This window comes from Devosia marina, assembly GCF_009758415.1.
Taxonomy (GTDB): domain Bacteria; phylum Pseudomonadota; class Alphaproteobacteria; order Rhizobiales; family Devosiaceae; genus Devosia; species Devosia marina.
This window is the reverse complement of sequence record NZ_WQRF01000001.1, coordinates 1,496,734-1,517,349: the sequence shown is the minus strand read 5'-3', so window position 1 is coordinate 1,517,349 and position 20,616 is coordinate 1,496,734. Positions and strand designations below refer to the sequence as shown.

At 60.9% G+C, this 20,616-nt stretch carries 17 protein-coding genes and 1 pseudogene; 15 read left to right on the top strand and 3 right to left on the bottom strand.

The features are described 5' to 3' along the window. The first annotated feature begins 117 nt into the window (after nt 1–117). The gene (locus GO014_RS07325; RefSeq protein ID WP_343030850.1) at nt 118–303 is read left to right on the top strand and encodes a DUF3606 domain-containing protein; all 186 of its coding nucleotides are present in this window, start codon (nt 118–120) and stop codon (nt 301–303) included. A gap of 75 nt (nt 304–378) precedes the next feature. Here GO014_RS07325 and GO014_RS07320 read toward each other — a convergent pair whose 3' ends face one another. Beyond that, a complete protein-coding gene (locus GO014_RS07320; protein ID WP_157289672.1) occupies nt 379–2,226 on the bottom strand; it encodes a methyl-accepting chemotaxis protein in 1,848 nt (615 codons plus the stop codon). A 208-nt stretch (nt 2,227–2,434) separates the two neighbouring features. Between GO014_RS07320 and GO014_RS07315 the strand changes: the two genes are divergently transcribed. From GO014_RS07315 to GO014_RS07270, 10 genes and pseudogenes are all read left to right on the top strand, one after another. After that, a complete protein-coding gene (locus GO014_RS07315) occupies nt 2,435–3,460 on the top strand; it encodes a diguanylate cyclase (RefSeq protein ID WP_157289671.1) in 1,026 nt (341 codons plus the stop codon). Beyond that, the gene (locus GO014_RS07310) at nt 3,454–4,083 is read left to right on the top strand and encodes a hypothetical protein (protein WP_157289670.1); all 630 of its coding nucleotides are present in this window, start codon (nt 3,454–3,456) and stop codon (nt 4,081–4,083) included. The genes GO014_RS07315 and GO014_RS07310 overlap by 7 nt, the downstream gene beginning before the upstream one ends. Beyond that, nucleotides 4,080–6,617: a sensor domain-containing protein gene (locus GO014_RS07305; RefSeq protein ID WP_157289669.1), complete on the top strand. Its 2,538-nt coding sequence runs from the start codon at nt 4,080–4,082 to the stop codon at nt 6,615–6,617. The genes GO014_RS07310 and GO014_RS07305 overlap by 4 nt, the downstream gene beginning before the upstream one ends. 169 nt (nt 6,618–6,786) lie before the next feature. Then, a pseudogene (locus GO014_RS19620) lies at nt 6,787–7,176 on the top strand (LysR substrate-binding domain-containing protein); the annotation flags it as partial. 450 nt (nt 7,177–7,626) lie between these two features. Next, nucleotides 7,627–8,703: a substrate-binding domain-containing protein gene (locus GO014_RS07295; protein WP_210252416.1), complete on the top strand. Its 1,077-nt coding sequence runs from the start codon at nt 7,627–7,629 to the stop codon at nt 8,701–8,703. Continuing rightward, a complete protein-coding gene (locus GO014_RS07290) occupies nt 8,700–9,956 on the top strand; it encodes an extracellular solute-binding protein (protein WP_157289668.1) in 1,257 nt (418 codons plus the stop codon). Before GO014_RS07295 ends, GO014_RS07290 begins: the two co-directional genes overlap by 4 nt. Before the next feature lie 72 nt (nt 9,957–10,028). Further along, nucleotides 10,029–11,102, top strand: a complete 1,074-nt coding sequence (locus tag GO014_RS07285) for a carbohydrate ABC transporter permease (protein WP_116588181.1) — start codon at nt 10,029–10,031, stop codon at nt 11,100–11,102. Beyond that, nucleotides 11,102–11,980, top strand: a complete 879-nt coding sequence (locus GO014_RS07280) for a carbohydrate ABC transporter permease (protein ID WP_116588661.1) — start codon at nt 11,102–11,104, stop codon at nt 11,978–11,980. Before GO014_RS07285 ends, GO014_RS07280 begins: the two co-directional genes overlap by 1 nt. Before the next feature lie 29 nt (nt 11,981–12,009). Beyond that, on the top strand, nt 12,010–13,002 hold the full coding sequence (locus GO014_RS07275) for a glycoside hydrolase family protein (protein ID WP_210252415.1): 993 nt from the start codon (nt 12,010–12,012) through the stop codon (nt 13,000–13,002). 26 nt (nt 13,003–13,028) lie between these two features. After that, a complete protein-coding gene (locus GO014_RS07270; protein WP_157289667.1) occupies nt 13,029–14,111 on the top strand; it encodes an ABC transporter ATP-binding protein in 1,083 nt (360 codons plus the stop codon). A 641-nt stretch (nt 14,112–14,752) separates the two neighbouring features. Here GO014_RS07270 and GO014_RS07265 read toward each other — a convergent pair. Next, nucleotides 14,753–15,406: a GntR family transcriptional regulator gene (locus GO014_RS07265; protein WP_157289666.1), complete on the bottom strand. Its 654-nt coding sequence runs from the start codon at nt 15,404–15,406 to the stop codon at nt 14,753–14,755. Between the two features lie 79 nt (nt 15,407–15,485). Between GO014_RS07265 and GO014_RS07260 the strand changes: the two genes are divergently transcribed. Genes GO014_RS07260 through GO014_RS07250 form a run of 3 tightly spaced genes read left to right on the top strand, consistent with a single transcriptional unit; the run spans nt 15,486 to nt 19,238 of the window. Next, nucleotides 15,486–16,496, top strand: a complete 1,011-nt coding sequence (locus tag GO014_RS07260; protein WP_343030814.1) for an Ldh family oxidoreductase — start codon at nt 15,486–15,488, stop codon at nt 16,494–16,496. Between the two features lie 5 nt (nt 16,497–16,501). Further along, entirely contained in the window at nt 16,502–17,758 is a 1,257-nt protein-coding gene (locus tag GO014_RS07255; protein ID WP_246204403.1) for an iron-containing alcohol dehydrogenase, read from the top strand. A 1-nt stretch (nt 17,759) separates the two neighbouring features. Beyond that, entirely contained in the window at nt 17,760–19,238 is a 1,479-nt protein-coding gene (locus GO014_RS07250) for an NAD-dependent succinate-semialdehyde dehydrogenase (RefSeq protein ID WP_157289664.1), read from the top strand. Here the strand turns inward: GO014_RS07250 and GO014_RS07245 are convergent. Next, entirely contained in the window at nt 19,228–19,974 is a 747-nt protein-coding gene (locus GO014_RS07245; RefSeq protein WP_157289663.1) for a FadR/GntR family transcriptional regulator, read from the bottom strand. The genes GO014_RS07250 and GO014_RS07245 overlap by 11 nt on opposite strands. A gap of 132 nt (nt 19,975–20,106) precedes the next feature. Here GO014_RS07245 and GO014_RS07240 point away from each other — a divergent pair, with 132 nt between their 5' ends. Next, complete coding sequence (locus tag GO014_RS07240) at nt 20,107–20,604, top strand: RpiB/LacA/LacB family sugar-phosphate isomerase (RefSeq protein WP_343030813.1); 498 nt, start codon at nt 20,107–20,109, stop codon at nt 20,602–20,604. Nucleotides 20,605–20,616 lie beyond the last annotated feature (12 nt).

Below are 20,616 nucleotides of genomic sequence, written 5' to 3'. Positions count from 1 at the left end.
TTGCATGAGTCACCGCTCTTCCCTCCATCTCCCGTGCAATAGTTCATCTGTCACGTAGAGATGCGCATCCATGAGTGAACCAAGCGCTGCCCGTCGCCTTGGAGACGCAGCAGCCGCATTGTTTCGGAGGCAAGGCATGCAAACAACAGTCAAGATCGGGCGCGGGTCGCAGGCCAGCAGGATCATGGGGTTCGTTATGAGGCGAACAGGCAGAACGTTTCGAAGGACGAGGTGAGGAGGGCCGTCAAGGACATGAGAAATTCGCGCGACAAGGTCGATGACAAGCTCGATCGCGAAAGCTAGGACGCCCTCTTTCCCGTTAAGGCAACCACCCCAGGAGGGCGTCGGCATGGCCGGCGCCCCCAGTTTTTATGTCGGTCAGGCGGCCTTGAGGCTGGACCTCGATTTCCCTGCCGATGGAGCGCTCTGCTCCCCAGCTCGGAACACCTCAACGATGCGATCAAGCGCGCTAGCCTGCGCTTCTGCCTGCGCAATGGCTGCACTAGTCTGCTCAACCAGGGCAGCGTTGTGCTGGGTCATCTTGTCCATTTGCTGGATAGCGGCGTTGATTTCGTTTATCGCAGAAGCCTGCTCTCCACTGTCATTGACGATTGCCTGCATGCGCTCTTTATTGGAGCGAGCCGCCTCGAGCATGGCAGCAAGCCGCTCTGCGGCCTGGGACACAAGCTGCGAACCACCACCGACCTCATTGCTCGACTGCTCGATCAGGGCCTTGACGTCCGATGAGGCCTCGGCCGCGCTCTGAGCAAGGCGACGCACCTCGATAGCCACAACAGCAAAGCCCTTACCGGCGTCACCGGCGCGCGCCGCTTCCACAGACGCATTGAGCGCCAGCAAATTGGTTTGAAAGGCGATGTCGTCGATCAACCTGATGATATCTGACACCTTGGCGGAGGAGGCCGTGATCCGGCCCATCGCAGCGGTTGCCTGTTCCATGACCTTCCCGCCTTCCTCAGCGGCTTGGGTGACCACGCTGGCGGTAGATGCGGCGTCCTTGGCGCGACGGGCATTTTCCATCACTGTCGCCGCGAGTTGCTCCATGGCTGCAGAGGTCTCTTCAATTGACGCGGCCTGCCGGGTGGTGCGCTCGGACAGATCGTTGGTGCCTGTCAGCATTTCACCAGTGGCATTCCTCAACTCTTCAGAGGTTCGCCGGAGATTGACAATGATGTCGCTCAGGCTATCCGCAGTTCGGTTGAAATCGTCCTTGAGCCTTTGCGTTTTGGGCGGAAGTTCGGCGGTGATCCGGTATCCAAGGTCGCCGGCTGCCAATGCCTGCAGGGCCCTTGCCAGCTCCTCTACCGAGGCAAGATCGCTTTTGGCCTCTACCGCCTTGGCTTCCTGGCTCGCCAGACGCTCCTGTTCGGCCCGCACCCTTTCTGCTTCGCGGCTCTGGCGCACCTCGGCAGCCTCTGCCTCCGTTGCCAGCTTGTCGATGGCAGACTGCTTGAACACAAGGACGGCGCGCGCCATGTCGCCGATCTCGTCACTCGCGGTCGTCGCCGGCACCTCGACTTCGTGATTGCCCTGGGCCAAGCCAGCCATCGCGGCGGTGAGCGAGTTGACCGGGCGCGTTATCGAACGGGCAATCAGGTAGGCGGCTGCTGCCATGATGGCTATACCGGCGAGAAGCGCTGCCCCGAGCAAGCTCACGTTGTCCCAAAAAGCTGCTTCGAGATCATCCACATAAACGCCCGTTCCCACGATCCAGCCCCAAGAGGTGCCTGCGACGTGGGAGAGCTTGGGCTGCGGTGCATCATTGCCTGGTTTAGGCCAGAGATAGTCGACAAACCCGGCGCCGCCCGCCTTCACCGTCTTGACGAATTCAACAAAGAGCCGCTTGCCGTCTGGATCGGCGGTCTGCGTAAGGTCCTGACCGTTCAGATCAGGTTTAATCGGGTGCATGATCATGACGGGCGTCATGTCGTTGATAAAGAAATATTCATTGCCGCTGTAGCGCATGGCCTCGATGGCAGCGATTGCCTGTGTCTGGGCGTCCTCGCGGGTTAGCTCCCCTGCTTCAGCCCGCGCTGCGTAAGCCTCGATCACCGAGGTGGCTGCGTCGGTCATGGCCGAAAGCATTGCTTTACGGTCTTCGACCAGCCGGGTCTGGCTGTTATAAAGTGAAAATATCGTCCCGGCGATCATCATGGTCAGGGCCAGCACCCCCATGATAATCAATTTGGTCGAAATGCGCAGGCTCATGACGGTTCCCCCGTAACTTTCTGACCAAGCAAACAATCGCACCTTGGTAAAAAATGTGACAAGACCGTCATCACATCTTTGTCCTGATCAGATTTTCCATTGAGTAACCATGGCTGCGCATGTGATCGGAATTGCGAGACAAAACCGTTGTCATTAAGCACTCGATAAGTTCGGGCGTGGAACTTTGCGGCGAAGGGGGGATCTCGCCGTGGAAGCCTTGCAGATCAAGCAGTTAGAGGTTGCTGAGGTGCGTGGGTCGACCGACCACGATGCTTTTGGCTGGGACGATTTCACCCTCGATGAGGGCGGAGCAGCTGATGCCAGGCTGACGCAGACCGCATTGTCCGGGGCCCGCGAACTCATGGGCGTTGCCCTCGATGTTCTGCCAATCGCCCTGCTGTTCCATTCCGCACAAGGGGTGCTGTTCAGCAACGGCATCGCCAATCAGTTGTTGGAGAGTGAGCCTGGGGCGCTTATCGGCCAGCACCTGCTGGACTTCGTGGGGCCCGACGACCTGCCTTTGGTTTCGGAGGCATTGAGCGAGGCCCTCGCGCGGCATGATCACAAAACCTCAGTGGAGGCGCTGCTGCGAGTGGCACGGGCCGAGCGCCTCTGCAGATTGACGATTGTCCGGCTTCCCTGGCCCGGAACGCCCCTTGCGCAGGTCGTTATTCACGACATCACCGACCAGAAACGCGCTGAGGCGTCACTTCGACGGCTGACGATCGTCGATGAACTCACCGGTGCCTACAATCGGCGGCATGCCTTTTATGAAGGCTCGCTTTATGTGGATGCCTATCTCCATGACGGCTCGCCTTTTTCCCTGGCGGCCCTGGACATCGACCACTTCAAATCCATCAATGACGGTTTTGGTCATGCCGGAGGCGACTGCGCCCTCATGCACTTTGCCGCGGCCTGCCACGCCTTCTTGCCGACCATGCGAAAATCGGACTCGGCCATGTTCGCGCGCATTGGCGGCGAGGAATTTGTGCTCCTGATGCCAGGGATGGCGGAGAGCTGCGCCCTGGCCGAAAGCGAGCGACTGCGCCGGCAGATCCAGCAACTCGAAGTGCGTCATGGCGAGCAAAGCTTCCGGATGACTGTTTCGATCGGCGTGGCGGCGATGTCGAAGGGGGTAAGAAGCTTTGAAGATCTGCTTGCTCGGGCCGATGGTAATCTCTACCGGGCCAAACATGCCGGTCGCAACCGGGTCGTTGGGGGCATGTCATGCTAGACAAGTGTACGGCCCAACTGATCACCCGCAAAGATGCAGAAACCCGGCAGCTAGATCGGATCGCCCAGATGGCGGGATTTGCGACCATCGAACCGATCGCCTCCCGGCGCCAGTTCGACGCGGCGGACAAACCGAACCGCATCAATTTTTTCCTGGCGCATGAGGGGGTGGGCATTGGACCGCTCGGCGCCATTCTGCGCGCCGTCCGCTCCCGCGAAGAGATCGGTGTCCGGTTTGCACCGGTGATCCTTTTTGCCCATGACATGGATTTCGAAGCCTATCTTGGCCTTGTCCGCATGGGCTTTGACGACGTCATTACGCTGCCCGACAAGCTGACCATGATCAAATCCCGGCTCTGTAACCAGCTGAGCTGGCTGCAGGTCTATTATGAGACCAAGGACTATTTCGGGCCCGATCGGCGCCGGATGGAACTTGGTCCGCCCTCGGGCGTCGAACGCTCCGCGATCCCCCATTCTCATGTCCGGCACGAATTCATCCGCAACCCTTCAACGGGCATCCGCATCGAGCGCAGCATCATCAGGCTGCCGATCAAGCGCGAAAAGAGTACCCATGACCGACGCCACGCGGACAACGGCCATTGGGAAAGGAAAGCGGTAGCATGACACTGGCCATGTCCACCCAAGCCACCCGGATTGAGCTGGCCGATGACGTTGCAACCCTTGCCGGGCTGCTCGACCAGTCCCCCTTGCCCAGCTACATCCTCGATCTTCAGGGTGTCGTACTTTATGCCAACCCGCCTGGAGACAGACTGCTCGGCTTCGGACAGCAAGGCTGTCTGGGGCTGAATCTGGAACAAGTTGTTTATCCTCCCGACCTGGACGAGGCCCGGTGGCTGGCTGAAGGACTACTCGAGGGGCGGCGCCCCCCCTACCGGTCTGAGCATCGCCTTATCGACGCTGAGGGTCGACGCTTCTGGACCGCTATCTCACTCTCGTTGCTCAATGACTGTTCAGGGCACCCGAAATATCTCTGGCTGCAGGCCACCGACATTGACGAGCAGAAGACAGCAGCTCTGGAGCTCGCGGACGCCGAGAAGCGCTGGAGTTTCGCTCTCGAGAGCGCAGGGCAAGGGGTCTGGGAATCCGACCTTGAGAGCGGCGAGGTGTTCTATTCGCCGACCTGGAAGCGACTGCGCGGCTACGGGCCGGATGAGCATGTCGACGGAACGCGCGAGGCTTGGCTCGAGCGTGTCCACCCGCTTGATCGGCAGCGCGTGCAGCTTCATATCCTCAAGGCCGACCAATTGCCTCGAAATGTCTTCGAATACCGCGAACGGCACCGCAACGGCCACTACATCTGGATTCAGAGCCGGGGCGCGCCGGTGAAATTCGATACCAGGGGACGCCCCACTCGGTTCATTGGCACAGATACCGATGTCACCGAACTCAAGCGCACCGAGGCGCTGAGCCAATCCCTGGCAAAACGACTGGATCTGGCACTCACCATCTCGCGGATCGGCGTCTTTGAATATGACGTCACCACGCGTGCCCTCGAATACGATCCGCGGCTGCGCCAGATTTATGGCTTTGGGCCATCGCGGACGCTGACGCACGAGGACTTCGAGCGCGCGCTCCACCCCGATGATGTCGAGAGGGTGCTCGCGTCGAACGCCGAGCTGCTGCAACGGCGTGGAGAGCACTCCTCGAGTTTCCGCATCATTCGATATGACGGTGAGATTCGCACGCTCACCTCCCATATCACCTATAGCGAGGACGAGGAAGGGAACCCAAAGATCATCGGAACCAACTGGGACATCACCGATGACGTCCGCATGCATGAGGATCTGTTGGCCGCCAACCAGCTGACGGAAGTGCGCAATGCCGAGCTGCAGATGGCCAAGGAGCAGATCGAAAAGCAGGCCCTCACCGACCCGCTGACCGAGCTTCCCAACCGCCGCTTTCTGGAAAAGATCCTTGGAAATCTCGAACGGGACAAGCAGTTCCCGACCTCCATCCTTCACCTCGACCTCGACCACTTCAAGGAGATCAATGACAGCGCGGGCCATCTGGCCGGCGACGCGGTACTCCGGCATGCCGCCGGGATTGTCTCAAGCCAGGTCAACTCCGCCCAGTTCGTTGCGCGCAGCGGCGGAGATGAGTTCGTCATTGTCAGTCCCGGAATGTGCAGCCCCGAGGACCTGCGCCAGCTCGCTCAGAACATCGTTGAAGCCCTGTCCCGGCCCTTCAGCTTCAATGGGCAGCCGTTTCGGCTCGGGGCCAGCATCGGCATTGCCTGCCAGAACCGGGGCGAGCTGAAACTGGACAGACTACTCGGCGATGCAGACGCGGCTCTCTACCGCGCCAAAGCGGCCGGAGGCGGGCGATACGAGTTCTTTACCGCAGAGCTGCGCACCGAGCTCGAGGTTGCACGACGTACGGCCGAAGAGGTGATGGATGCAATTGCGCAACGCCAGTTTGTGCCTTTTTACCAGCCAATCGTCGATGCGAGGACCCATGAGGTCGTGAGCCTCGAGGCTCTGGCACGCTGGCGCCACCCGGTTCAGGGCACTCTGGCGCCGGCGCGCTTCATGAAAGCGGCGGAGGAGCGCCAGGTTCTCAGCGTGATCGACGGGATGATCCTTGAGCAGGCGGTTGCTGACATGAAGGACTGGCGCGAAAAGGGGATCGTCATCCCCTCGGTGTCGGTCAATGTCTCGCTCAACCGCCTTGCTGATGAAGACCTGCTATGTGCGCTGAGGAAGCTCGAGTTCGAGCCGGGGACCCTGAGCTTCGAGCTCCTTGAGTCCATCTTCCTTGATGATGAAAGAGACGACTTCTGTGCCAATATCGAGGGCATCCGCAAGATGGGGATCGGCATCGACATCGACGATTTCGGCACCGGCCACACGTCTTTCCTTAGCCTTTTCCGCCTCAATCCGCGGCGCTTCAAGATCGACCGCCAACTGGTGCAGCCCATCATCGAGAGCCAGGAAAAGCGGGCCGTGATCAAATCGATTATCGGCATGGGCAAGACCCTTGGACTCAAGGTCGTGGCCGAAGGCGTGGAGACCAAGGCGCATGCCGATCTGCTGCGCCGGTTGGGTTGCGATTATCTCCAGGGCTATGCGTTTGCCAGGCCCATGTCGGCAGAGAACCTGCAAACCTGGCTGCGGGAGAGGGACGGTCAAGGCAACTAAGACAAATTTTACAAGAAGACTTGAGAAAGTGGGGCACACTTCATGCAGATGATCAAACTGACCAGCGCTTTGGCATGGGCTCACCCTAGACCTCTGTCCTCGCTTCGGAGAGTTGCCTGACCGAACCGACATAGCTGCCCGTCCGCTCGGATCGTAACGCCTCACTCTTTGCGCCGCGCCAGGCTATCTCGCGGAAGCAGGGGAGCCGACAAGCCTACGAGATCTCCAAAGTCATGCCTGCGTCCTCGGTGGCAGACCAGGCAGAGCGGCGCCCTGGCGCTTCGTCGATGAGGACGGACAGGCGACGTCCATTGAACACCTGGTGACTGACTGGGAAGTGGTCATCGATATGGCGGTTGCAGGTTTCGGCTTATGCCAAATGCCGCAGTCTCTCCTGCAGCCTCACATCGATCGAAAAGAACTGTTTGAAGTGTTGCCGGATCAGTGCCGGGTGCGATCACCGTTCAGCGCTGTCTGGCCCGCAACCCGTGCGATACTCCCCAGGGTCCGCATTGTTGTGGATGAGCTCGTTCGGCGGGCCAACGCCGGAGCTCTCTAGCGAGCAACCAAGCGCTGTTCTTACGCGCAGGTCAGCCCCCACCAGCGTCGAGGACCGGAATGGGATCTGGACCTGCCGATCGGCAACGCGCCCCGATACTGTCACTCCGATTGTCATTTCGGATTCCCGAAAGCAGTCGTTCCGGTCCCAAAGCGGCAATGTCGTAGGGGGCGCGGACGAGGCAGCTTTTTTGGGCTTACTCGTTCCGCAATATCGGAGGCGTGGGTCGGCCGGCCCTGGGCTTCCAGCACCAGAACGATTCCTCAAGGCAGCCACCACTGCTTCAGCATTCACTAAACGCATGCTTGACTCGTGACACCAACTCGATCATGTATGACACCGATGTCATGACATCGGTGTCATCAGAGCGCCGGCGACATCTCGGTTGATCGTCACCCACGCCAGGTAAGCGCGTAGATTGGGGGGTGATTCAGCCGGAGGAGGATTGAAGTGGCTACCATATACGACGTTGCCAAAGCGGCTGGCGTATCACCCAAGACGGTGAGTCGCGTGATGAACGGCGATGCGCCCGTCAATCAGGTAACCCGTGAGGCAGTTGAGCAGGCCATGCTGGCGCTCAACTATGTGCCCTCGAGCGCCGCTCGCACCATGCGTTCGCAGCGCTCGGGTCTAATCGGCATGATCACCGGTGCCATCAGCACCACCCATCAGTTCGAAGATGCGGGTCTGCCCGAAATCTATCTGGTGCAGGGCGCTCAACGAGTCATAGACCAATCAAACCGCACACTGCTGATCGCCGACAGCGGCGGCCAGGCGGAGCGCATTCCCACCTTGCTGCAGACTTTTCGAGAGCATCGCGTGGAAGGCGTCCTTTATGTGGCTGAGTACCATCGCGAGGTAACCCTGCCAGCCAGTTTGCGCGACCGGCCGATTGTGCTGGTCAATTGTTTTGATGCCGAGGACACACCGTGCGTGCTGCCTGACGACGAGGGTGGGCAATTCGCTCTTGTCGAAGGGCTCATACGGCGTGGCCACCAGCGTATCGCCTATCTGACACTGCCAGAGCATCAGGTCGCATGCGGATTGCGCGTCAGCGGTTATCGAAGAGCGCATGCCCATAATGGTATCGACGTTGACGAGCAGCTGGTTCAGGTGGGCGCACTTCCCAGCTCTACTCACGAATACGATCTGCTCTGGGACGCGCTGGATCGAGTGCTCAAGGCCGAGCCGACCGTCATCTGCTGCGCCAACGACAAGATGGCCATGCGCGTCTACGGCCTGCTGCGCGAGCGCGGCATTGCCATTCCGCAACAGATGTCAGTGGCGGGCTATGACGACTACCGCATGATCGCCGAACACCTGCACCCCGGCCTAACCAGCGCTGAGCTGCCCTATGGTGCCATGGGCGCCCGTGCCGCCGACAAGCTATTGCGCCTCATGAGCGGCACCACCAAAACCAACGAGCCGAGCCGCGAACTGGTCTCTGCTCCGGTCGCCTGGCGCGAAAGCGTCCAATCCCGTGACCTGAATGTCACGCAACTGAATTCAAGGAGGAGAGAAACATGACATCCCTACGCCTTTTGGCAACCAGCATCGCCATCACGACTGCAATGAGCAGCGCCGCATTCGCCCAGACGACGCTGACCATGTGGTATCACGGCGCCGGAAATGAGGTTGAATCGAATATCGTCAACCAGATCATCTCGGATTTTAACGCCAGCCAATCCGACTGGGTGGTCGAGATCCAGAGCTTCCCGCAGGCAGCCTATAATGACAGCGTCGTGGCTGGCGCGCTGGCCGGCAATCTCCCCGATATCCTGGACGTCGATGGTCCTGTGATGCCCAATTGGGCTTGGTCGGGCTATATGCAGCCGCTCCAAATCGACGAAGCCAAGATTGCCAATTACCTACCCGGCACCAAGGGCGTGTGGAACGGCGAGCTCTATTCGATCGGTCTGTGGGATGCAGCCATTTCGCTGGTGACGCGGCAGTCCTATCTCGACGAACTGGGCCTCCGCACGCCCACGCTGGCCGAGCCATGGACCGGGGAAGAATTCATGGATGCTCTGGCTAAAGCCAAGGCTTCCGGCAATTTCGACTATGCATTGGATCTGGGCACCGCCTGGACCGGCGAATGGTATCCCTATGCCTTCTCGCCATTCCTGCAGAGCTTTGGCGGCGACATCATCGACCGCTCGACCTACACGAGTGCTGAGGGCGTGTTGAACGGCGATGCGGCCGTGGCGTTCGGCAATTGGTGGCAGGGGCTGTTCGAGGACGGCTACGCCCAGGCCACGCAGGACCCGGCTGACCGCGACAATGGTTTCAATAGCGGCAAATACGCTTTCTCCTGGAACGGCAATTGGGCCGCGCTGGGGACACTGGACGCCTATGACGACGTGCTGTTCCTGCCCGCGCCCGATTTCGGCAATGGCTCCAAAATTGGCGCAGCCTCCTGGCAGTTCGGCGTTTCGGCGGCATCCGAACATCCTGAAGGTGCTTCCGCCTTCATCGAGTTCGCGCTTCAGGACAAGTATCTGGCCGAGTTCTCCAACGGCATCGGCCTGATCCCGGCCACCGCGTCGGCTGCGGCCATGACCGAGAACTACAAGGAAGGCGGGCCGCTGGCCGTGTTCTTCGATCTCTCCGAGGCCCAGGCGCTCGTGCGTCCGGTTACGCCCGGCTATGTCGTTGCTGCAAAGGTCTTCGAAAAGGCCCTGGCCGACATTGCAAACGGCGCCGATGTCCAGGACGCGCTGGACTCAGCGGTCGATGAAATCGACGCCGACGTCGCCAAGAACGACAATTACGGCTTCTAGGGCTCACAGCCCCCAACACTCCCAAGGGATCCCGGCCAATGCCGGGGTCCCGACAAAGGAAGGTTTTGGCAGATGGCCTCAAAGTTCACACGCTCAAATTCTACCGGCTGGCTGATGGCCGGACCGGCCGCTGTGCTGATGGGGCTGTTCATCGTACTGCCCTTCCTGTTCGCCATCGGCCTAAGCTTCACCAATCAGCGCCTGATTTCGCCAAATCCCACGCAATTTGTGGGCCTGAGCAATTACAGCCAGCTTCTGGGTGTGGGGCTTCTAACGCTGGAGCCGGAGCGGAACGAAGCCGGCGACGTTGTACGCGCCGAGGACGGGGCGGTAAGCTACCCGGCGCTTCGCGGCTATACGCGCAACAATCCCGACTATCCTCAGCTCGACGGTATGCGCGAGTGGTTCAGTTTCTCGCTCGGCGAGAGCCGCACATATGTGCTGGCGCGAGACGTGGTATTCGCCAAGGCTGTCGTAAACACCATCATCTTCGTGCTCGTGGTGGCACCGGTGCAGGGCGGGCTGGCACTGGTCCTGGCGCTTTTGATCAACCAGAAGCTGCGCGGCATAAATGTCTTCCGCGCCATCTATTTCATGCCGGTCGTGGTTTCGATCGTGGTCGTCTCGCTCCTTTGGCGCTTCATCTATGACGGGCAGAGCGGCTTATTGAACAATCTGCTCAGCGCCCTGACTTTCGGTGCCTTCCCCCGTATTGACTGGCTGGGCAATCCCAGCACGGCGCTTGGCGCGATCATCGCCATGTCGATCTGGCAGGCCGTGGGTTTTCACATGGTGATCTGGCTCTCGGGCCTGCAGACCATCAGTCCATCGCTCTACGAAGCGGCAGCAATAGAAGGCGCCAGCAAGTGGCAGACCTTCCGCTATGTGACCTGGCCGGGTCTGCGAAATACCGCAGTGCTGGTGCTGATCGTCATCACCATGCAGGCCTTTGCCCTCTTCGCACAGATCGACGTGATGACCAGCGGCGGGCCGCTCGATTCCACCCAGACCATCGTGTTCCAAGCTGTCGAGCGTGGCTATGGCAAGCAGGACATCTCCGGCGGCTCGACCATTTCGGTGATCCTCTTCGTTTTCGTTCTCGCCATTTCGCTGCTGCAGCGCTGGCTCACCAGGGAGAAGAAGTGATGGCTCAGCTTTCCGCAGACAATCACGGGCTGCGCCTTGTGGTACGTTATACCGTGCTGGGGTTGATCGCCCTGATCTTCGTGTTCCCGCTGGTGTTCATGCTGATGTCGAGCCTCAAGCCCGACGCACAGCTGCTCAGCGACACCCGCAGCCTGCGCGCCTTTTTGCCGGTGGGGGACATCTCGCTGGACAATTATTTCGACGCCTTCCGCCGCGCACCGGTGGGCCTCTTCATCTTCAATTCCGTCATCGTCACCGGGGTCACGGTGGTCCTGACCCTGTTCATCTGCTCGGCGGCGGCCTTCGCCTTTGTCTTCGTCGACTGGCGCGGGCGGGATCTGGTTCTGACGCTGATCCTGGCGACCCTGATCGTGCCCTTCGAGACCATCGCCATTCCCCTGCTGCTGATTGCCTCTAAGCTGCCCTGGCTGGGCTTTGACGGCCTGACCTATGGTTGGCTCAATTCCTACCAGGTGCAGATCATTCCCTTCGTGGCGGACGGGCTGACGATTTTCCTGTTCGTTCAGTACTTCAAGGATCTGCCGGGCGAACTGATCGAGGCGGCGCGTGTCGAGGGTGCCAGCTGGTGGCAGGTTTATCGCCGCGTCGTCATTCCCCTGGCGGGGCCTGTTCTCGCCACCGCTGCCATCCTCAAATTCCTGGTCATGTACAATCAGTATCTATGGCCGCTCATGGTGGTTCAGGAAGAGCGCTACCGGCCGGTCATGGTCGGCCTGCAATATTTCTTCCAGCTCAACCGCGCCTGGGGCGAGATCATGGCCTATCTCTCGCTGATCACCGTCCCGGTGCTCGCTTTCTACCTCTTCCTTCAGCGCGCCTTCATCGCCTCGATCGCCTCCACTGGCGTCAAGGGCTGATGCGGCACCTTCTTTGAAAGACACGACAAGTGGTTATTGCCCTTAGAGACAAATGGATTTGGGACTTCTGGATTTATCGCGACGGCGATGACTATCACGCCTATTTTCTGCAGGCCGACAACACGTTGGCCCATCCGGACATGCGCCACCGTCATGTCTCCCAGGGGCACGCGGTCTCAAAGGACCTGATCAACTGGACGCATCTGGGCACCACTTTCGCGCCGGCGGACGCGCCCGCCTGGGATGACTGGACAACCTGGACCGGCTCGACGCTGCGCGACGACACCGGGCACTGGCACCTGTTCTATACCGGCACGGAGCACGCCGAAGAGGGCATGAAGCAGCGCCTTGGCCATGCAACTTCCGCCGACGGCCACAACTGGAGCCGTGTCGGCAATGGGCTGGCCGTCGATCTGTCCGGTCCCGACTATGAAGAATATTCGCCCGGCCACTGGCACGACCGCGCCTTCCGCGACCCCTGGGTGATGAAGAACCCAAAGGGCGAGGGCTGGATCATGTATTTCGTCGCCCGCCGTCCGGGCGTTGCAGAACCCAATGCCGGCGGCACAATCGGCTTTGCCACCTCGCCCGACCTTTACACCTGGACCTTGCAGCCTCCCGTCTATGCTGGCGGCATGTTCGGACAGATGGAAGTGCCGCAAGTCTTCGAGGTAAACGGCAAATGGTACATGCTGTTCTGCACCGACGGCACACACTGGTCGGAGGCCTATAAGCGCTTGAACCCGGAAAAACCGGTTCGCGGAACGCATTATCTGATGGCTGACGACCCATTTGGCCCCTGGGAAGTGGCGCCCGGCCCATTCTTCGACGGCGCGCAGGGCAGCCGCTATGCCGGCAAGATCGTCCAGACCGACCATGGCCTGGTCTTCATGGGCTTTCTCCATGACGCGCCAGATGGCTCGTTCATCGGCCAGGTCTCCGACCCGATCCCGGTCCGCATCGATGCGGATGGCCTTTTGCACACCGAACTCGACAAGCTGCCCCCGGGCGCCAAGGTCTGACCCTAAACCCTCGCAAGGACACTAAAATGGCCAGCGTTTCTCTCAAGAATGTCCGCAAGAACTACGGTGCCGCCGACATCATCAAAGGCGTCGATATCGACATCGCGGATGGTGAGTTCTGCGTCTTTGTTGGGCCTTCGGGCTGCGGCAAGTCGACCTTATTGCGCATGATCGCCGGCCTTGAGGACATTTCCGGCGGCACACTGAGCATTGGCGACAGGGTGGTCAACGACCTGCCACCCAAGGATCGCAGCATTGCCATGGTGTTCCAGTCCTATGCCATCTTTCCGCATATGACGGTGCGTGAAAACCTAGCCTTTGGCCTCACCATCGCCAATGCGCCCAAGGTCGAAAAGGATGCCAAGGTCGCTGAAGCGGCCCGCATCCTGCAGATGGAGCACTTGCTCGAACGCCGCCCCAGCCAACTCTCTGGCGGTCAACGTCAGCGCGTCGCCATTGGCCGTGCCATCGTGCGCAAGCCCGGCGTCTTCCTGTTCGACGAACCGCTCTCCAATCTTGATGCTGCGCTGCGCGTGGACATGCGGATGGAACTTGCCAAGCTGCACAATGACCTTGGCGCGACCATGGTCTATGTAACCCATGATCAAGTCGAGGCCATGACGCTGGCTGATAAGATTGTCGTGCTCAATGCCGGCATTGTGCAGCAAGTCGGCTCGCCGCTCGAGCTCTATCATTGCCCCGTGAACAAGTTCGTTGCGGGATTCATTGGCTCCCCCAAGATGAATTTCTTCGACCTGATGGTTGAGAGCGGCGACGACGCCGGCTTGCGCATTTCGGGCCCGGCATTGCAGGAATTTTCGCTTCCCTTGACTGGGGCAGCGGAACGTCTGGTCGGTAAGAAGCTGACCATGGGTGTTCGGCCACACGATCTCTACCTATCGGGTGACGGGCCGCTCAAAGGCACTGTGATACTGGTTGAACACCTGGGCAATGAAACGCTTGTCAGCCTGTCTCTAACCAACGGACAAGCCGTTATCGTAGCTCTTGACGGTGACACCGAGTGCCGTGTCGGCCAGACTCTGAAGGTCGGTTTTCCAGCAAATAAAGTTCATTTGTTCGAGGAGAATGGTAACCGCGTGGCCGTCTGATACCGGTCGCAGCGACTACTCTCGCGCTGTAAAACCGGAGCTACGTCAACGACATGACGTCACCGGTCCGTAGCCTTTAATGTCGGTTTGGTGGCGCAGCGCACAGGCAAAACGGCCACAGAGGCGAGGGGCCATACAAACGGTAGTTCAGATGCCGGCCTTTACTTGGTTATTCCACGAGCAGATCGGCAAGGCAGAGTGGGGCTGGATCCCACCTGACGGGCATGCGCCCCATGCACGAACCCGCTCCGCGAGAGGGGTAGGCGCGGAAGGTTGAGCGTCATCGTTTAGGCCTTTGAGCGACTGAGGTCGCAGTCGGACCATGGAGTTACCTTCAACGAGAGGAACTCCCCATGGTTTCGCCAACGACCGTCGCTCCGCCAACGTCGGACCGCAGATACTAGCGGATGGTGTTGCGCGACAATCCCGTGCGCGCTCAATCTCCCGGATCGGAATCCGCTCACGCAAATGCCAGCGCCGGATTACGCTCAATAACGCCCTGTCGATCACTCCTGGATCCTCCGACCAACAGCCAGGGGACGATCAAAACAAGGGACAATTCTCAGTGAAAACTGATGCCCCTAGCGGGTCAGATCTCGGTGACATTCAACACACCGGCCATGGTCCGGCTGGTCCGGGCGTCATGCAAAACGGTTTCGCGAACAAAGAATATGATTGCGCATGGCCGTCTCTGCTGCCTGCGGATCTGCAGCGGCGATCGCCTGGGCAATGCGGCTGTGTTCCTCGATGGCGTCGGACACCGCTGTCGGTGGCTGCGACATGCGAAACAGATGCACATGGAGATGCAGGGCGGACAGCGCGTCTTTTATGACAGTATTGCCGCTGGCCACGGCGATGGCGTGGTGGAAGGCTTCGTCGAGGCGCGAGAAACGGGCATAGTCTTGAGGCGTGTGGACGTCGTGATCGGACTCCATGCGCCTGCATTGCGCGAGCAGGTGGGTGCGCTCCAGCGCGCTCATTCTTTCTGCGGCGCGCGCCGCCATGTGCGGTTCGGTGAGCAGGCGAAACTCGTAGATCTGCTCAAGACGGTCCGGCTCGATGCGATCAGCGACGCGATAGCCGACCAGATGAACCTTGACGACCAGCCCCTGGGCTTCAAGGCGCGCCAGCGCCTCACGAATGGGGGTCTGAGAGACGTTGAGCGAGCGGGACAAGGCATCGACCGAAAGCTTGGAACCCGGCGCAATGCTGTGGGTCATCAATTGCTCGAACAGCCTGGCATGAACCTCTTCGGTCAATGCCGGGGGTCGCCGGATGTCGGTTAATGAACGCATTGCCGTCCTCGTCTTGACAGTTCCAGAGCAATACCACCAATATGGCACCGCGACAATCAGATATCCTATAGGATTTGGCGTGCCTCTAATTGATGTCAATGACCTGCGCCGGATTGCGACAAGCATCCTGATGCATGCCGGCGTGCCGGAGCCGCTGGCGAATTTGCAGGCGGACCTGCTGATCGAGGCTGAGTTGCGCGGCGTACCTTCCCACGGCCTGCTCCGGCTCCGCCGAATCGTGGAGCGTATCGCCAATGGATGCGCCAATCCCGCTGCAACTGGGCATCACGTCTGGCGCCGGGAGGGTTTCCTTGAAGTCGATGGGCAGATGGGGCTGGGGCCGGTGGTTGCCGATGCCGCGTTGCAGGCGGTCTGCGCAAAAGCCAGGCAGACGGGCATAGCAGTTGCGGCCATTCGCAACTCCAATCATATCGGCATGCTCGGATACTACGCCGAGCGTGTCGCTGCGGCTGGGCAAACGGTGCTGGCCTTCTCTACCAGCGAAGCCCTGGTTCACCCCTGGGGCGGGCGAAGAGCCATGCTGGGGACCAATCCGATCGCCATTGGGGTCCCGACAAACGCGGCCCCCTTCGTGATGGACACGGCCACCAGTATTGTCTCAATGGGCGAGGTGCATGACTATGCCAATCGCGGCGAGCCATTGAAGCAGGGGTGGGCACTGGACGCGGAGGGGAACCCGACCACCGATGCCGTTGCGGCAAAGTCCGGGTCGCTCGCGCCCTTTGGCGGGGCCAAGGGCTACGCGCTCGGCCTGGCCTTTGGCCTTCTGACATCGAGCCTGGCGGGCGCGGCCCTTGGGCGGGAGGTGCGCGGCACCCTGGACTCTGATGCGATCAGCAACAAGGGCGACCTGTTTATCGTTATCGATGGCCCATCCGCCGCCCTGGAAGATTATCTCGACCTGCTGCGGCAGACCGAGCCCGTCGATGGTGTAGAGAAGGTCCTGATTCCCGGCGAGCGCGGGCGGGCCTGCCGGGCCGAACGCCTGCGCGATGGTGTGCCGCTGGCAGATGGGCTCTGGCGGGATCTGCAGCAACTGGCCGATGAGGCCGGGCACAAAGGAGCTTGAGCGACATGATGGAAACTGGCTTCGGCGTGGTCAGGGGACCGCGAAACTTGGTGTTCGGTGCCGGACAGCGCCTGGCCCTGCCGCAATTTGCCAAGGCTTTGGGCAAACGCGCGCTGCTGGTTACCGATGAGCGCATGGCGGGGGAGGCGAGCTTTGTCGAACTGGTCCGGGCGGTAGAAGCGGCCGGGGTCTCGGTTTCCATATTCGCCGGGGTCGAAGCGGAACTGCCCGCCGAATGCATTGCCGCCGGCGTGGGTCAGGGTAGGGCTTCTTCGGTCGATCTTGTCGTTGGCATTGGCGGTGGCAGTTGCCTGGACGCGGCCAAGATAATCGCCCTGCTTCTCGCCCATGGCGGTGATATTCCGGACTATTACGGCGAGTTCAAAGTGCCCGGCCCGGTGCTGCCGTTGATCGCAATACCCACCACGGCGGGTACCGGCTCTGAAGTCACCCCGGTGGCCGTGGTGTCCGACAAGAACCGCGCGGTCAAAGTCGGCATCGCCAGCCCGCATCTCATTCCGCATACCGCCATTTGCGATCCGGAACTGACCTATGGCTGCCCTCCCGGGTTGACCGCCGTCTCCGGAGCCGATGCGCTGACGCACGCCATCGAGGCCTTCACCACGGCGCGGCGCGAACCCGAAGGATCGACTGTCCATGACCATGTCTTTCTAGGGAAGAACGCCCTGAGCGATTTCTATGCCCTGGAAGCCATCAGACTGATCGGTGGCAGTCTCGCCAAGGCTGTCGGTGACGGAGGGGACCATGCGGCGCGTGCAGCCATGATGCGCGGGGCGACGCTTGCGGGCCTGGCATTTGGCACGGCTGGAACGGCCGCCGCCCATGCCGTGCAATATCCCGTTGGCGCATTGACCCACACCGCCCATGGCCTGGGCGTGGCGGCGATGATGCCCTATGTCATGGAATTCAACCTGCCCCTGGCGCGATCCGAAATGGCGGAAATCGCTGCCGCTTTGGGGTTGCCTGTCGATGGACTGAACCAGTCCCAACGGGCCGCGGCAGCAGTGGATGGCGTGGCGGAGCTGTTTGCCGGTATCGGTATTCCCCCCGATATCCGCTCGCTTGGCCTTGCCGAAAACAAGTTGGACTGGACTGCCGAGCAGGCGCTGGCGGCGACGCGGCTGGTCAAGAACAATCCACGGCCATTGGACGCCCAGTCCATGAAACGGCTAGTGCAAGCCGCCTATCGCGGCGACCGCGCATCTCTGCGCAACGATAATTTCGAACCTGAGGCGAACTGATATGAGCATGGATCCGCAAATCTCCGGGCACCTGAGTTTTGATCCGGCCAGCATTCCCGGCCAGTTGTTCATTGGAGGGCAATGGCGGCCGGGCAGGGGCGGCAGCGATATCGATGTGATTGATCCCTCGACCAGCAGCGTCATCGGGCGGGTGGCAGATGCCAGCGTGGATGACGCGATGGATGCCGTCGCGGCCGCTCATGATGCACTTTCCGGCTGGGCGGCCACGGCTCCGCGCAAACGCAGTGAAATCCTGCGGCGCTGCTTTGAACTGATGATTGAGCGCAAGCAGATGCTGGCGGAGCTCATTTCGCTCGAGAATGGCAAGGCGCTCGGCGATGCGCAGGGCGAAGTGGTCTATGCGGCAGAGTTCTTCCGCTGGTTTTCCGAGGAAGCAGTCCGGCTCAATGGTGATCTGTCCATTGCGCCGAGCGGCGCCAATCGCATTCTGGTGCAGCACCAACCCATCGGGGTCGCTGTGCTCGTCACGCCCTGGAACTTCCCGGCCGCCATGGCGACGCGCAAGATCGCGCCGGCCCTGGCCGCCGGCTGCACCTGCGTGCTGAAGCCGGCTACGGAAACCCCGCTGACGGCTTATGCACTGGCGGAAATCTATCGCGAGGCGGGTGTGCCCGATGGGGTAATCAATGTCATCACCACCTCCAAGGCGGGTGCCACGGTCAGCGCCATGCTGCATGATCCGCGCGTGCGGAAACTGTCCTTTACCGGCTCGACTGAAGTCGGACGCCGGCTGTTGCGGGAAGCCGCCGATACGGTCATTTCCTGTTCAATGGAATTGGGCGGCAATGCGCCCTTCATCGTGTTCGATGACGCGGACCTCGAGGCGGCGCTGGATGGCGCTATGGTGGCCAAGATGCGCAATGGCGGCGAAGCCTGTACGGCGGCCAATCGCTTCTATGTACAGGAAGGCATCGCCGAAGCCTTTTCAGCCGGTCTCGCCGAGCGGATGAAGGCTCTCAAGGTCGGACCAGGTTATGATGCAGCAACCCAGTGCGGGCCGCTGATCAACCAGGAGGCCGTGTCGCGCATCGGTGGCTGGATCGGCGAAGCCGTCGAGGGTGGCGCCAAGGTCCTGGCCGGGGGCGAGGTGGGGGGCGGAAAGGGATATTTCCTCTCGCCTACCGTGCTCACATCTGTGCCGGCGCAGGCAAAACTGATGCGCGAGGAAATTTTTGGCCCAGTGGCCCCCATTGCGCTCTTCAAGACCGAAGACGAGGCCATCGCCCTTGCCAATAATACCGAATATGGCCTGATCGCCTATGTGTTCACCCAGGATCTGGCGCGTGGCCTGCGCGTATCCGAGAAGGTGGATTCAGGGATGGTCGGGCTCAATCGCGGCCTGGCATCCGACCCGGCGGCGCCCTTTGGTGGCACCAAGCAGAGCGGGCTGGGTCGTGAGGGCGCTCACCACGGCATCCTCGAATTCTGCGAGACCAAATATATCGCGGTCAGCTGGTAGGCGAGCTCCGGTCACGCCCGGCGGCGGCGCGCCGCTGATATTCGGTGCCGATTGCAAAGTGCTGCATCAGCAGCCGATCGGCGCTGTCAGCGTCTCTGGCCGCCACGGCCGCCAGCAGTTCGCGATGGTGTTCGACCAGATAGGTCTCGATGCCGTCCAGGCTGGTGATGCGTTCGCGTCGCTCCAGATGCGAGCGCTTGAGCAAGACGGCTATTGCGGCGTGAAGGCTCGCGAGGGTCGGGGAGTGTGCCGCCGCGATTAAAGCGGCGTGAAAGGCAAAATCGGCATCGCCACCGACCTGCGGGTCTTTCACGGTTTCTTCAACCCGCCGCAGCGCCTCGCCGAGTGCGGCCAGATCTGTTGACGTCGCGCGCGCGCAGGCCAGTCTGATGGCCTGCCGCTCGATGGCAATGCGCGCCTCCATCACATCCTCGACCACCTCGCCCTGCTGGGCGAGCATCATGGTGAACAGGTCGCCCAGCTCGGCGAAATCGGGGCGCCGGACGACGCTGCCATAGCCATGGCGAATCTCGATTACGCCGATAGCGGCCAGCGCCCGCAGCACTTCACGGATCACCGGCCGGCTGACGCCGAGCCGCGTGGCCAGTTCTCGCTCAGGCAGCAGACGGTCTCCGGCCTTCATCTGTCCCGAGAGCAATTGTTCGCGCACAAAGGCGAACACCTGGTCGTACCCGGTGGCCTCGTCGGCGGGCTCTCGCGTCAGTCCTGCTCCCATCCCCGTCTTTCCCCCGTTGTGCCGCGCGAATTGGCTGGCTTGGCCCGGTCCTGTCAAGCGCGGGATGATCTCCAGTCCTTGTCAACGTGGTAATACCACGGTATGAACTCATTGGAAACGAGGAGGACGACCGTGACGGAGACGCTTTCAGCGAGGGGATTTGAGATACCGCGTCGGGCCGCAATCGGCCTGGCCTGTGACCATGCGGGCTTCCCGATGAAGCCGTTCATCCGGGACGTCCTGGCCCAGCATTGCGATGAGGTGATCGAGATGGGCGCGACTTCGGAAGAGCCGGTGGACTTTCCCGATGTCACCCGTTCGGCCATCGGCCTGATCCAGAGCGGCAAGGTGGAGCGTGTGGTTCTGGTCTGTGGCACGGGCGCCGGTGCCTGCATTGCAGCCAACAAGATTGCGGGCATTCGGGCCGCGGTTGCCAATGATACCTATGTCGCCCGGCAATGTGTCGAACATGACAATGTCAATGTGCTCTGCATTGGCGGCTGGATCATCGGGCCCCAGATCGCAGCCGACGTCACCCGAGCATTCCTCGCCGCAGAGTTCAGCACCGAACCGCATTTCCGCCGCCGCGTGCAGAAGCTGGCTGAGATGGATCGCCAGCGCGGCGAATGAAAATTGTAAACA